The sequence below is a fragment of the Allofournierella massiliensis genome (genome assembly GCF_004345265.1).
Classification (GTDB): Bacteria; Bacillota; Clostridia; order Oscillospirales; family Ruminococcaceae; genus Allofournierella; species Allofournierella massiliensis.
On sequence record NZ_SLUM01000033.1, the window covers coordinates 23208 to 36658 of the forward strand.

General features: G+C 59.4%; 16 protein-coding genes. 13 read left to right on the top strand and 3 right to left on the bottom strand.

The annotated features are described in order from the left end of the window. Positions 1 to 14: 14 nt before the first annotated feature. The 11 genes from ptsP (at position 15) to EDD77_RS15560 (ending at position 10941) form a co-directional block, all read left to right on the top strand. Positions 15 to 1628, top strand: a complete 1614-nt coding sequence (gene ptsP / locus EDD77_RS15510) for a phosphoenolpyruvate--protein phosphotransferase (RefSeq protein WP_058967115.1) — start codon at positions 15 to 17, stop codon at positions 1626 to 1628. Between the two features lie 4 nt (positions 1629 to 1632). Beyond that, the gene (locus EDD77_RS15515) at positions 1633 to 1890 is read left to right on the top strand and encodes an HPr family phosphocarrier protein (RefSeq protein WP_058967114.1); all 258 of its coding nucleotides are present in this window, start codon (positions 1633 to 1635) and stop codon (positions 1888 to 1890) included. A gap of 106 nt (positions 1891 to 1996) precedes the next feature. After that, positions 1997 to 3439: an N-acetylglucosamine-specific PTS transporter subunit IIBC gene (gene nagE, locus EDD77_RS15520; RefSeq protein WP_242868489.1), complete on the top strand. Its 1443-nt coding sequence runs from the start codon at positions 1997 to 1999 to the stop codon at positions 3437 to 3439. 252 nt (positions 3440 to 3691) lie between these two features. Beyond that, the gene (locus EDD77_RS15525; protein ID WP_058967113.1) at positions 3692 to 3898 is read left to right on the top strand and encodes a 4Fe-4S binding protein; all 207 of its coding nucleotides are present in this window, start codon (positions 3692 to 3694) and stop codon (positions 3896 to 3898) included. After that, positions 3895 to 4545, top strand: a complete 651-nt coding sequence (locus EDD77_RS15530) for a 4Fe-4S binding protein (RefSeq protein WP_058967112.1) — start codon at positions 3895 to 3897, stop codon at positions 4543 to 4545. Before EDD77_RS15525 ends, EDD77_RS15530 begins: the two co-directional genes overlap by 4 nt. A 3-nt stretch (positions 4546 to 4548) precedes the next feature. Further along, entirely contained in the window at positions 4549 to 4842 is a 294-nt protein-coding gene (locus EDD77_RS15535) for an ArsR/SmtB family transcription factor (RefSeq protein ID WP_058967111.1), read from the top strand. 106 nt (positions 4843 to 4948) lie between these two features. Further along, positions 4949 to 5887: a penicillin-binding transpeptidase domain-containing protein gene (locus EDD77_RS15540; RefSeq protein ID WP_242868488.1), complete on the top strand. Its 939-nt coding sequence runs from the start codon at positions 4949 to 4951 to the stop codon at positions 5885 to 5887. Between the two features lie 152 nt (positions 5888 to 6039). Then, positions 6040 to 7134, top strand: coding sequence for an FtsW/RodA/SpoVE family cell cycle protein (locus EDD77_RS15545; RefSeq protein ID WP_058967237.1), 1095 nt, complete (start codon positions 6040 to 6042; stop codon positions 7132 to 7134). Between the two features lie 111 nt (positions 7135 to 7245). Further along, positions 7246 to 8523, top strand: a complete 1278-nt coding sequence (locus tag EDD77_RS15550) for a UDP-N-acetylglucosamine 1-carboxyvinyltransferase (RefSeq protein ID WP_058967109.1) — start codon at positions 7246 to 7248, stop codon at positions 8521 to 8523. Between the two features lie 189 nt (positions 8524 to 8712). Beyond that, entirely contained in the window at positions 8713 to 9876 is a 1164-nt protein-coding gene (gene ftsZ / locus EDD77_RS15555) for a cell division protein FtsZ (RefSeq protein WP_058967108.1), read from the top strand. An 84-nt stretch (positions 9877 to 9960) separates the two neighbouring features. After that, the gene (locus EDD77_RS15560) at positions 9961 to 10941 is read left to right on the top strand and encodes a coiled-coil domain-containing protein (RefSeq protein ID WP_058967107.1); all 981 of its coding nucleotides are present in this window, start codon (positions 9961 to 9963) and stop codon (positions 10939 to 10941) included. Between the two features lie 81 nt (positions 10942 to 11022). On the opposite strand, the gene EDD77_RS15565 is transcribed toward EDD77_RS15560, so the two are convergent. From EDD77_RS15565 to EDD77_RS15575, 3 genes are all read right to left on the bottom strand, one after another. Next, positions 11023 to 11601 (bottom strand): hypothetical protein, encoded by a 579-nt coding sequence (locus EDD77_RS15565; protein ID WP_058967106.1) that lies wholly within the window; start codon positions 11599 to 11601, stop codon positions 11023 to 11025. After that, a complete protein-coding gene (locus tag EDD77_RS15570; protein WP_058967105.1) occupies positions 11601 to 11822 on the bottom strand; it encodes a YdbC family protein in 222 nt (73 codons plus the stop codon). Before EDD77_RS15570 ends, EDD77_RS15565 begins: the two co-directional genes overlap by 1 nt. A 137-nt stretch (positions 11823 to 11959) precedes the next feature. After that, on the bottom strand, positions 11960 to 12160 hold the full coding sequence (locus EDD77_RS15575) for a hypothetical protein (protein ID WP_058967104.1): 201 nt from the start codon (positions 12158 to 12160) through the stop codon (positions 11960 to 11962). 111 nt (positions 12161 to 12271) lie between these two features. Here EDD77_RS15575 and EDD77_RS15580 point away from each other — a divergent pair, with 111 nt between their 5' ends. Both EDD77_RS15580 and EDD77_RS15585 read left to right on the top strand, forming a co-directional pair. Continuing rightward, positions 12272 to 12928: a DUF3267 domain-containing protein gene (locus tag EDD77_RS15580; RefSeq protein WP_058967103.1), complete on the top strand. Its 657-nt coding sequence runs from the start codon at positions 12272 to 12274 to the stop codon at positions 12926 to 12928. A 17-nt stretch (positions 12929 to 12945) separates the two neighbouring features. Beyond that, a complete protein-coding gene (locus EDD77_RS15585) occupies positions 12946 to 13314 on the top strand; it encodes a nuclear transport factor 2-like protein (RefSeq protein WP_058967102.1) in 369 nt (122 codons plus the stop codon). The last annotated feature ends 137 nt before the right edge of the window (positions 13315 to 13451 follow it).

Below are 13451 nucleotides of genomic sequence, written 5' to 3' on the forward strand. Positions count from 1 at the left end.
GGAGAACAAACGCAATGCGTCAGGGTACTGGTAGACCCGTATTTTCCGGCGTGGCCATCGGCCGTGCCTATGTGTACCGCCATCAGCAGGCGGAGCTGCCCGGCTCCTGCGGCGATGCCGCCGCCGAGCAGAAAAAATTCGACGAAGCCCGCGAGACGGCCCGCGCTCAGCTGACCGAGCTGTTTGAAAAGACCAAACGGGAAATCGGTGAGGAGCAGGCCATGATTCTGGACGTTCAGATGATGATGCTGGACGATCTGGATTATCTGGAGGGCGTGCAGGACATGATTGCCGGAGGCGCCAGCGCGGCGCAGGCGGCTCACGAGACCGGCGATGCCTTCAGCGCAGCCTTTGCCGCCATGGACGACGCCTATATGCAGGCCCGTTCGGTGGACGTAAAGGACATGGCCACCCGTCTGGTAAACATCCTGTGCGGCGGCAAGACCGGTTTTTCCATGGAGGAGCCCGGCATTCTGGTGGCCGAGGATCTGACCCCCAGCGAGACCGTGCAGCTGCCCAAGGATAAGATCCTGGCCTTTGTGACCCGCCAGGGCTCTTCCAACAGCCACACCGCCATTCTGGCCCGCATCATGAACATTCCTTCTCTGGTGCAGGCGCAGATCACTCTGGACGACGATCTGGACGGCAAGATGATGATTGTGGATGGCTTCGAGGGCCGCTACTACATCGAGCCGGACGAGGATACCCGCGCCGCCATGGAGAAAAAGCGGGATGAGGCTCAGGCCTACCGCCAGCAGCTGGAAGCCTACCGGGGCAAGCCCACCGTTTCCAAGAGCGGCCGCAAGCTGAAGCTGTTTGCCAACATCGGCAACCCGGACGACGTGAAGTATGTGCTGGAGGGCGACGCCGAGGGCGTGGGCCTGCTGCGCAGTGAGTTCCTCTATCTGGGCCGGGATACCTTCCCCACCGAAGAGGAGCTGTTCCAGGCCTACCGCAAGGTGGTGGAAAGCCTGCAGGGCCGCCCGGTGGTCATCCGTACGCTGGATATCGGCGCGGACAAACAGGTGGATTACTTCGGCCTGGAGCATGAAGAAAACCCCGCTCTGGGTTACCGGGGCATCCGCATCTGCCTGACCCGGGAGGACATCTTCCGGCCGCAGCTGCGGGCCATCTACCGTGCCAGCGCCTTCGGCCCCGTGAGCATCATGTTCCCCATGATCATCTCGGTGGATGAGGTTCGCCGCATCAAGGCCTTCTGCGAGACCATCAAGGCCGAGCTTGCCGCCGAGGGCATCGCCTTCGGTGAGGTGGAGCTGGGCATCATGATCGAGACTCCCGCTGCTGCGGTGCTCAGCCGCGAGCTGGCGAAGGAAGTTCAGTTCTTCAGCGTGGGTACCAACGATCTGACCCAGTACACGCTGGCCATCGACCGGCAGAATGCCAAACTGGATGAGTTCTACGATCCCCATCATCCTGCGGTGCTGGCGTTGCTGCGCATGATTGCCGAGAACGCCCATGCGGAGGGCATCTGGTGCGGCATCTGCGGTGAGCTGGGCGCGGATATTTCCCTGACGGAGACCTTCCTGGAAATGGGCTACGACGAGCTGTCGGTATCGCCCGGCCGGGTTTTGGAATTGAGAAAGAAAGTTTGCGAAAGCGAGGTATAATCTTATGAAAGAAATCAAACATGTAATCGCTGATCCCCTGGGCCTGCATGCCCGTCCCGCCGGCCTGCTGGTGAAAGAGGCCGCAAAGAACGCCTGCAATGTGACCGTTGCGGTAAACGGCACCTCCGTGGATGCCAAGCGCATCATGGGCGTGATGAAGCTGGCTGCCAAGCAGGGCATGGAGCTGACCCTGACCTTCGACGGCGCCGATGAGGAGGCTGCGGCTGCCTCCATGGCCGAGTTCCTGAAGGCCAACCTGTAAGTTTGGGCAAAGAGGGGCGGCTGTGGGCCGGCCGTCCCTGTGCTGATAATTCGGTGTTTCGGCATTGCGGCCGGGCACCGGGATCTGTGTTAGGAGGATATTACTTATGATGCGATTTTTGCAACGCTTGGGCAAGTCTTTGATGCTGCCCGTGGCATGTCTGCCCATCGGCGGTATCCTGATGGGTATCGGTTACTGGATCGACCCCACCGGCTGGGGCGCCAATAGCCTGCTCGCTCTGCTGCTGATCAAGGCCGGCGGCATTCTGATCGACAACATGGCCATTCTGTTCGCTCTGGGCGTAGCCATCGGCATGTCCAAGGATCAGGAGGGTACTTCCGCTCTGGCAGCCATCATCTCCTGGCTGACCGTGCAGACCATGCTCGGTACCAGTGTTGTTCAGCTGATTCTGGGTGCTGACGCCACTGTTCCCGCTGCATTTGCTAAGATCAACAACCAGTTCATCGGTATCCTGTGCGGCCTGATTGCTGCCGGATGCTACAACAAGTTCTACAAGACCAACATGCCCGACTTCCTGGGCTTCTTCGCGGGCCGTCGTTTCGTGCCCATCATGACCGTGCTCACCACTCTGGTGGTCTGCATCCCCCTGTACTTCGTATGGCCCGTTGTTTACGGCTTCCTGGTATGGGTTGGCGAGAGCGTTCTGGGCATGGGCGCTGTGGGCGCCGGCATCTACGGTTTCCTGAACCGTCTGCTGATCCCCATCGGCATGCACCACGCTCTGAACAGCGTGTTCTGGTTTGACGTTGCCGGCATCAACGATATCGGCAAGTTCTGGGGCACCATGGAAGGCGGCGTTCTGGGTCAGACCGGTATGTACCAGGCTGGCTTCTTCCCCGTCATGATGTTCGGTCTGCCCGGCGCTGCGCTGGCCATGTACCACACCGCCAAGGACAAGAAGAAGAAGGTTACCGCCGGCATCCTGCTGTCTGTTGCCCTGTGCTCCTTCCTGACTGGTGTTACCGAGCCCATGGAGTTCTCCTTCATGTTCCTGGCTCCCGCTCTGTACGTTGTGCACGCCCTGCTGACCGGCCTGTCTGTTGGCATCGTGGCTGCTCTGCCCATCCGTGCCGGCTTCAATTTCAGCGCCGGTTTCGTTGACTGGTTCCTGAGCTTCAAGGCTCCCTTCGCCATGAACTCCTGGCTGCTGATCCCCATCGGCCTGGTATTCTTCGTCCTGTACTATGTGATCTTCCGCATCCTGATCGTCCAGCTGAATCTGAAGACCCCCGGCCGTGAGGACGACGACAATGCTGCCGAGATGAACATCGAGCTGGGCAGCAGCGATTACGCTGCCATGGCCGCTGCCATCCTGGAAGGCGTTGGCGGTGCTGCCAACGTGACCAACGTGGACAACTGCATCACCCGCCTGCGTCTGGAAGTTAAGGACCGCCTGCTGGTGGATGAGAAGAAGATCAAGGCTTCCGGCGCTGCCGGCGTGGTTCGTCCCGGCAAGACCAGCGTTCAGGTCATCATCGGACCCAAGGTTCAGTTTGTGGCTGACGAGTTCAAGAAGCTGGTCAAATAAGAGACTGTTCCTCGCATCGGGGCGATGAACGGCGGCATGTCTGGGCCCACAAGACATGTCGTGTCTGCCCGCCCCAACCTCATACAAACGGTCAAGGCCGTATCCCTGCCAGGCAGTGGATGCGGCCTTGGCCGTTTTTGCGCTTGACAGAAGGGGATAAAACAGTTATATTAGTATTTGCTTAAATACTTAAACAAAAAGCGCGGCTTGCGAAGAATGGAATGCTCCGCACCGCGCGGCAAGGGGGAACGTATGCCGTCGAAACGATATGCCCGGGTGGACCGGGACTACTGTGTGGCCTGTGGCTGCTGCGTCAAGGTATGCCCGATGGATGCCATCGCCGTGTGGCATGGGGTGGAGGCCAGAGTGGACGAAGCCCGCTGTGTGGGCTGTGGCCGCTGCGCGAAGGAATGCCCGGCAGGGGCCATTGAACTTGCGGAAAGGGGGATCCGGCAATGAAGAAGGCAAAACACTGGTATGATCATCTGTGGATTGTCACGCCCATCTATCTGGCGCTGGGCTTTTTCAATATCCTGTTTGCCTGGCTGGGCATGATCTTTTTCTGCCTGCCGCTGTTCATTGCCATCTTTGGCGGCAGCAAGCTGTATTGCAACCGCTACTGTGACCGGGGGCAGTTTCTCTCGCTGCTGGGCGGCAGACTGAAGCTCAGCGCCAATCGCCCCACTCCGAACTGGATGCGCTCCAAATGGTTTCGTTACGGTTTTCTGGTCTTTTTCTTTGCCATGTTCTTTCAGATGCTCTGGGTCACCTATCTGGTGGGCTCCGGGGCACAGAATCTGAGCGAGACGGTCAAGCTGTTCTGGACCTTCCGCCTGCCCTGGGACTGGGCGTATCACGGGGAAGCAGTGGCTCCCTGGGTGGCACAGTTTGCCTTCGGCTTTTACAGCCTGATGCTCACCTCCAACCTGATCGGCTGGATCGTGATGGCCCTGTTTAAACCCCGCAGCTGGTGTGTGTTCTGCCCCATGGGCACCATGACCCAGCTGATCTGTAAACTGCGCGCCCCCCGGGGGGAAAGTGTGCAGACTGCCTGCTCCGCGCAGGGGTGCGCCGGCTGTGCCGGATGCGGGAAAAAGGAGGAGTGAGCCATGCGGGAACAGGCGCGGAAAATCGCGGAGCTGATGGGCCAGCTGGCCAACGAAAACAGGCTGCTGATCCTGTGTGCTCTGCTGGAAAAGCCCATGACCGTGGGTGAGCTGGCAGGTACGGTGCCGGGCATCAGCGGGCCCGCACTTTCGCAGCATCTGCAAAAGCTGCGGGCAGGGCAGCTGGTGCAGGCACAAAAGGAGGGGCAGTTCGTACGTTATTCCATCAAGGATGAACGGCTGTATGCCCTGATGGCCCTTCTCAAGAAGGAATATTGCGGCGAAACCGCTTTATAATTACATTATTAAATAGTAAAAACAAGTGTATTCACAGGCGGCAAAGCAGATTTCTGCTTTGCCGCCTGCTTTTGTTTTAGCCAAATTCATCTGCCGGGCGGGTCCGGTGGAATTGGCAAGCTGCTCTTTTGGCCAGTCCAGCAAAATTACACCCATTCAGGTGATTACTGCAGTGAGCGCCATTGTGAACGGCGGCAAACTGATGCAGCCCTATGTGGTGGAGCAGGTGGTGAACGCTCAGGGAGATGTGGTGCAGAAGAATGAACCCACGGTGAAGCGGCAGGTCATCAGCGAGGAGGCAAGCGCTACCATGCGCCAGCTGATGCAGAGTGTGGTGCTGGAAGGCGGCGGCAGAAACGCCTACGTGGCGGGCTATGCGGTGGGGGGAAAGTCCGGAACCAGCCAGAAGCTGGACTCGGAGGACGAGGATGCCCGGGTGGCCAGCTTTGTGGGGGTGGCACCCATCGATGATCCCCGGATTGCAGTGCTTATTGTGCTGGATGAACCTCACAGCTATACCACCAGCGGCGGCGCGCTGGCAGCACCGGTGGTGGCCGGTATCATTGAGAATACGCTGGAATATTATGATACGCCCCGGCGCTACACCGAAGCCGAGCAGGAGCAGATGCAGGCTGTTGTGCCGGATCAGACCGGGAAAAATACGGAACTGGCCGTCCAGCAGCTGCAGGAAAGCGGTTTTGCGGCCAAAACGCTGGGCAGTGGCGACGACGTGGTGACCCAGTACCCAGCAGGAGGGCTGACGTTGCCCCGGGGCAGCACAGTGCTGCTTTATACCGAGGAGGGGCTGGAACTGCTTGCCACTCAGGTACCCGCTGTGGATGGCCAGAGCCTGACACATGTGCAGGCAGAGATGCAGGCAGCCGGGCTGAATCTGCTGGCCGTGGGGGCGGTGCAGAGTGAAAATGCGGTGGCGGTAAACCAGAGTATGGCGGCAGGGGAGAGCGCCACCATGGGCACAGCGGTAACAGTGGTATTCCAGGATCCCACCATCCCGCCGGATGGCGATGATGTGAAGCCGGAATAGCGGGCCGTGCGCTGGCCCATACTGCCACAAAACGAGCCGAAAAAGGAGGAGAATGCCCCATGGAAAAGATTCGCCAGTCCGGAGAACGCAGTGTCGCCTCCGGGTCAGACAAACACTTTTTTCGGGAGCTTTGGGGTCATCAGCTCCCGCCCATGGATCTGCCCTTTCTGGTGCTGGTCCTCACACTGGTGAGCTTCGGGCTTGTGATGCTGTATAGCGCCAGTTATGCGGTGGCCCTCTATCGCCGGGGCGATGCCTTTGCCTATATCCGGCCGCAGCTGCTGTTCGCGGCGGTGGGGCTGATTGCTTTGTATCTGGCCAGCCGGGTGGATTATCACATCTACCATAAACTGGCCTGGCCGATGTTGGGGTTGTCTCTGGTGTTGCTGGTGGTGGTGCTGTTCATGCCGGAATACAACGGCTGCAAACGGTGGATTGTTCTGCCTGGTCTGGGAACCTTGCAGCCCAGTGAGATAGCAAAATTTTCCGTGATTCTCACCTTCAGCCATATCATTTCGCTAAACCATCAGAAGATGAAGCGTTTCTCGGTGGGGGTACTGCCCTTTGCGGCCATTCTGGGGGTGCTGGCAGTGCTTATGCTGCTGGAGCCTCACCTCTCGGGCACGCTGCTGCTGTTCGGCATCGGGGCGGTGCTCATGTTTGTAGGCGGCACCGGTATGCGCTGGTTTGCACTGGCTGGTGGTCTGGGCGCGGCAGCCATTGCCGGTGCGGTGATTCTGCTGCCGGATCTGGTGCCTTATGCGGCGGACCGGCTGTCCAGCTGGATCGATCCCTTTTCCGACCCGCTGGGCGATGGTCATCAGACCATCCAGAGCCTGTATGCCATCGGCAGCGGGGGAGCAACCGGTCTGGGGCTGGGCAACAGCCGCCAGAAATACCTGTATGTGCCCGAACCTCAGAACGATTTTATCTTTTCCATCCTTTGCGAGGAGCTGGGATTTCTCGGCGCCTGTCTGGTGATTTTGCTGTTCGTGATGCTTCTGCTGCGGGGAGCGGTGATCGCTCTGCGTGCGCCGGATAAATTCGGCGCACTGCTTACTGTGGGCTTTGTGGTGCAGGTGGTCATGCAGGCGGTGCTGAACATGGCGGTGGTCACCAACACCATTCCCAACACCGGCATCAGTCTGCCCTTTTTCTCCTCCGGTGGTACCAGTCTGATGATGCTGCTGGGCGAGATGGGCATTGTGCTTTCGGTGAGCCGGCAGGGCCTCCAGGAAAAATATTAGGCTGCGATTTTCGACTTCCTCAAAAAGTTCCCTGTTCTTTTCACATCAAAATGCCCCGGCACATACATTGGGCTAAACACTTGGAAAATTCATGAAAAAGGGGCGATTGATGTGGGGGAGTATCTGAAGATAACGGGTGGGCGACCGCTGTTCGGGCAGGCGATGGTGCCTGCGGCAAAAAACAGTGTGCTGCCGCTGATCGCGGCCAGTATGCTGTGCCGGGGAGAAACGGTCATCCGGCAGGCACCTGCGCTGGCGGATGTGGAGCAGAGCCTTACCATTTACACCGCGCTGGGCGGGCAGGCACAGCGTCAGGGGCCGGCAGTGCGCCTGAGGGCCGCCGCCGCTCAGGGTCGGGGGATTCTGCCGGACGGCCCGGCCCGGTCCATGCGCAGCTCGGTGTTTTACCTGGCCCCGGCGCTGCACCGCTTCGGCCGGGTGCAGATGCCCATGCCCGGCGGCTGTAAGCTGGGGCCCCGGCCCATCGACATCCATCTGGAGGGATTGGGCCGCATGGGGGCTCAGACCCAGTGGGAGGACGGCCAGCTGGTCCTCACTGCGCCCCGTGGCCTGCATGGGGTGGATTACGCCCTGCGGCTGCCCAGTGTGGGTGCCACTGAAACCCTTCTCATGGCAGCGGTACTGGCCAAAGGGGAAACGGTGCTGCGGGGTGCGGCCCGGGAGCCGGAGATCGTGGACCTGGCGGAATACCTGTGTGCCTGTGGAGCCTCCATTCAGGGAGCGGGCGGCCCGGTAATCCGGGTGCAGGGCCGCACGGAACTGCAAGGCACCGCTTATACCCCTATTCCGGATCGGATCTATGCCGCTACACTGGCGGCGGCAGTGGCCAGCGCGGGCGGGCAGGTGCGCATTCAGGGCTGCCCGGCGGAGTTTCTGGAGCCGGTGCTGGCGGTACTGGAGCTGGCGGGCTGCGGGGTGCAGCGGCAGGATCGGGCCTTTCTGGTGGAACGCAGTCGTACGCTGAAGGGAGTGGGCCGGGTATATACCGGGGTGTATCCGGCCTTCTGTACCGACGCCGCCCCGGTGGTGGCCGCGGCCCTGCTGTGTGCGGTGGGCCGCAGTGCGGTGGAGGATACGGTGTTTGAAAATCGTTTTTCCTGTGCGGCCGGATTTGCGGCCATGGGGGCGCAGGCCTGCCGGGCAGGCCGGGCGGTGGAGATCACCGGTGTGCGTCGGCTGAGCGGGGCAAAGGTGCAGGGCAGTGACCTGCGGGGCACTGCCGCACTGGTGGTAGCGGCGCTTGCAGCGGCCGGAGAAAGCCAGGTGTTCGGCCTGGAACATCTGCGCCGGGGCTATCTGGGCCTGCCCGCCACCCTGCAAAGCCTGGGGGCGCGGGTACAGCTGGCAGTGCAGGAGGAGCAGGAGTGACAGCATCCCCCCAGATATGAGGAAAAAACTGTGAAATGGCGGCATTCTTGCACTTGAATTTGTGCGCATTATCTGGTACTCTATTAATAGCTGTATTGATAATTATAGTGGCCTTTGTATGCCCGGTCGTTTTGCGCTGGGGCACGGCCTGATCAAATAGACGGAATAATACTTTAGGGGGAAGTTTCAATGGCATTCGTTCTCGATGAAGAGATGCAGAATATCACAAATATCAAGGTAATCGGTGTTGGCGGTGGCGGCGGTAACGCTGTGAACCGCATGGTGGAGGCCGGCCTTCAGGGCGTGGAATTCATCGCCATGAACACCGACCAGCAGGCTCTGCTCAAGAGCCACGCCACCCAGAAGGTGCAGCTGGGCGCCAAGCTGACCAAGGGCCGCGGCGCAGGCGCTGATCCGGAGATTGGCCAGCGTGCCGCCGAGGAAAGCAAGGACGAGATCGCCAGCGCGCTGAAGGGCGCTCAGATGGCCTTCATCACCGCCGGTATGGGCGGCGGCACCGGCACCGGTGCGGCTCCTGTGGTGGCCGAGGTGGCCCACGAGCTGGGTATCCTGACCGTTGGCATCGTAACCAAGCCCTTCGCTTTCGAGGGCCGCCGCAAGATGAGCCTGGCCGAGCAGGGCATCACCGCGCTGCTCATGCATGTGGACAGCCTGATCGTGATTCCCAACGAGCGCCTGAAGCTGATCAGCCAGGAGAAGATCACTCTGATGAACGCCTTTGAGGCGGCCGACAACGTGCTGCGTCAGGGCGTGGAAAGCATCTCCAGCCTGATCAACATTCCCGCCTTCATCAACCTGGACTTCGCCGACGTGCGCAGCATCATGAAGGATGCCGGCTATGCTCACATGGGTGTGGGCAGTGCCAAGGGTGCGGGCAAGGCGGAAAACGCGGCCAAGGCAGCCATTTCCAGCCCGCTGCTGGAGACCAGCATCTCCGGCGCCCGGGGCGTCATCATCAACATCACCTCTTCTCCGGACATCGGCCTGGAGGAGGTGGAGCAGGCTTCCAGCCTGATCACCCAGTCCGCGCATCCGGATGCAAACATCATCTGGGGTACCGCGTTTGACGAGAGCATGTCCGACGAGATGCGGGTAACCGTGGTTGCCACCGGCTTTGAGAACGTGGGCAGCAATGTGCCCGTACCCGAGCGGCCGGCGGCTTCCAGCTCCACCGGTATGCCCTCCGCGGTGTTCAGCAGCGATTCCAGCGCTGCCAGTGTGAGCAGCTCCACCACCGCTTCCAGCGGTATGGGTGCTTCCTCCAGCACTGAGGACGACGATGACCGGGATTATTTTGATCAGATCATGGGCCTTTTGAACAAGCGCAAATAAACAACGAAGTTTCGGGCCCCGCGGCATTTTTGTGCCGCGGGGCCAACGTTTCTTGTGGAAAAAACAGCGAGGAGGGGCTGCCCTATGGCAGAGCAGCAAAAGCCGGGCGAATTCAAAACAGCGGTGGTGGGAGGCTTTAAAAAGGCCGATGTACTGGCCTATATCGAACAGCTCACTGCCCGGAATCAGGCGGAAAAGCAGGCGCAGCAGCAGGCGGCGGACAAGCTGCGTGAGGAAGTGGAGCAGCTGAAAAAGGACAAGCAGCTTCTGGTGGACAAGACCCGTGAAGTGTGCGACAAGCTGGCCGCTCAGGAAAAGCTCACTGCCCAGGAAACCGAGCGGGCCAGCGGGTTGGCAAGCCAGCTGCTCAGCGCCCGGGAAAATGCGGATACTTACCAGAAACGCCTGTGTGTCAAGGAGCAGGAAACGGTGGTTCTGCGGGCCGATCTGCAGAATCTGCAGCAGCTGCTGGCCAGCCGTCAGCAGGAGGTGGAGCAGGCCCGTCAGGCTGTGGAAGAGGAAAAGCAGGCATATGCCCGTCAGCTGGATCAGCAGCAGGAAAGCTTCCGCCAGAAGAGCCGGGAACAGGCTGCCCAGCTGATGAAAAATGTGGAGGAGCGCGGCCGCAGTCTGGATCTGCGCTTCCAGGAGCTGGAGGAAAAGAAACTGGCCCAGCGCCAGCAGCTTGCCGCCGAGCGGCAGCGCCAGCGGGATTATGCCCGCGCTGAGCAGGCACGTCTGGCTGAAAGCAGCCGCCATGTGGCCGAGAGCATCCGGGAGCTGCGCCAGCAGCTGGCCCAGGTGGATGCCCAGATCAATCAGGCGGCTCAGCAGCTGCAGCAGGCCACCGGCAGCATCTACGATGCACTGGGGGAGACCCAGCAGAGTCTGGATCGGCTGGAGAGTCAGGCAGCCCGTTATCCCCAGCCTGCCGCGGCGCCTAAACCCCGTCATTCTGTGGCCCCCAAGGCTCACAAGAGCTCGGAGCAGCCGCCCAAGACCTCGAAAGCGCCCTCCCGCAGCCAGAATCTGCTGGAGCTTCTGGACCGGCTGCTGCAAAAATAAGGAAAACACAGCAAAAAGAAAAGCATGGAGCGGATTTACCGTTCCATGCTTTTTTCGGTTTGGGAAGAAGCGGCGGGCCGGTCAGTGGCGGCCGGTGCCTTTTTCCATCAGATAAGTGGCGGTCAGGTCCGCCATGTGCAGCTTCACCGCCAGAGGGTAAGCGTCGTACGCCTGGCTGATCGCCCAGCTGCCGCCCCGTGCGGCATCGTCAAAGCCGCCCATGTGCCAGCGGATAGCCACCGCCTCGGCGGGCTTGAGCCGTACAAAACGTTCAATCAGAAACACGCTCTTCTCGCCGTGGCCGTAGGGAAACTGATCCTCCACATTGAAGGTGGGCACCTTTTCCCACTGACCGGTGGCTTCGTTCTTCACGTTGCGGGTGCCCGCCTTGTAGTAATTGGCCTTGCACAGATCGTGGAGCAGGGTGCACAGGGTCACGCTCTCCAGATTGTCCACGCCTTCCTCATAGAAGCGGTCCATGAAGGCCTGATATACGTTCAGGCTGTGCATCACCAGACCCTGCTCGCAGGCCCCGTGGAACCGGGTGGATGCGGGTGCGCGGAAAAAGTCCGTGCCGGCCAGCCATTCCAGCAGCTTGTCCACGCCGTGGCGCTGCACCTGGCTGGAAAGCAGGCTGCAAAAATCCTCCTGGTAGCCCATTACAGCTCCAGTTCTTCCAGAATGCCCTTCAGAATGGCCATCTCGTCGTGGCTCAGGCTGATGCCCTTACCCATCTTGGTGCCGTCGGGGGACCAGTCGCGGATGTCGTACTTGGGCTCACGGTCGTTCCAGCTTACCATATTCAGCTGACGCTCCCAGCCGTTGGCACTCTGGGACAGCACAGCGATGCGTTCGGTAATCTCATATTTGAATTCTGCCATGGGAAAATATCCTTCCTTTATCCATGAATTAGGAGGGGAACATACCCCCTCCCGGGGTATCATCAGACCTTATTGTACTGGATGAAGGGAAAGAATGCAAGCCCTAACTGGAAAAATCAGGAATTTAACCGAAGCATTCAGCCCTGTGGGAATTGCTCCTTGCTTTTCAGTTTGCTGCGCACGGTGGTTTCGTTTTCCACCCAGCCTTTGGGGCCTGGCAAAGCCTGCTGGCCGGTATAGGCCAGATCCGGTTGCAAGCTGCCTTTCTCCCGGGCCTTTGCGGCCCGGGCAGCGGGCTCGATGCAGTTGGAAACAGCATCAGCATTTTTACGTGTCATTGTGGTCACCTCCCTGCTGTTAGTCTGCCCCGGAAAGGGAGAGGCTATGTGATTGGAATCAAAAAGACGGATATGCTATAATGGCATCAGAAAAGCAGGGGGAGTGGAAACATGGAAGAACGGCCAAATCGAAAACTTTCAAAGCAGGAACAGGCCCGGTATGAAGGGTATCAGCAACTGTGCCGCAGCATGGAGAAACAGGGATATCAGAGAGTGGATCTGACCGTGGATGTGGTGCGGGCCAATGTGCTTGCAGTGGTGATTATGCTGCCTTTTCTTGCGGTGGCGGCTGTTCTCTTCTTTGCAAAGAATCCACAGGGCAGCATTTATTTCTCGATGACAGAAATGCTCCTTTTTTTGGTGGCGGCCTTTGTTCTGGTGGTACTGCATGAGGTGATTCATGGCGTTACCTGGGCGTTGATGGCGCCCCGGGGGTTTGGAGCCATCGCCTTCGGCGTGATCTGGCAGATGCTCACTCCCTATTGTACTTGTAAAGACGGCCTGAAACGATGGCAGTATCTGCTGGGCGGATTGATGCCCACCCTGATTCTGGGCTTTGGGCTGGCGGGGCTTTCCATCCTGACAGGCAGCCTGGGGCTGTTTTTGCTGGCAGAGCTGATGATTCTGGGTGGTGGCGGGGATTTTCTGATTGCCTTGAAACTGCTGCGTTACCACCCACACAAAGCGGATGTCGTGTATTACGACCATCCTCTGGAATGCGGGCTGGTGGCGTTTGAATTGGCAGGCAGCAAGACAGCTGCCGGGTAGGGAAGGAGAGCCAGGTTATGGATGTGGAGAGGTACTGGAGCGCTGCGCTGGCGCAGGAAGCAGAAACGATGCGGCACTTTTTCCGGAAAGATGCGATAATCCGCTGGCCCAATACCAACGAGCAGTTTACGGTGGAGGAGTTTCTAAGGGCAAACTGCGAGTATCCCGGCAGCTGGGCCGGCGAGGTTGAGAGGGTGGAACAGATTGGAGATCTGATCATCACTGTGGTACATGTATATTCCCGGGATAAAACAGTTTCCTGCCATGTAACTTCCTTCATGCGAACGGAAAATGATCGGATTGTTTTCCTGGATGAATACTGGGGCGATGACGGAAATCCGCCTCAGTGGCGGAAGGAAAAAGGACTTGGAACCGCCATCCGATAAAAAGGAAAACGGCTCTCTGACCGCATTGTCAGAGAGCCGTTTCAGCCTGTAGAAAAACCTGCTTTGGCAATCAGGCCAGAGCAGGTTTTCTGTTTGAAAACAAGAAGACAGGTGGAAAAAGCAGTGAAATGTCAGGC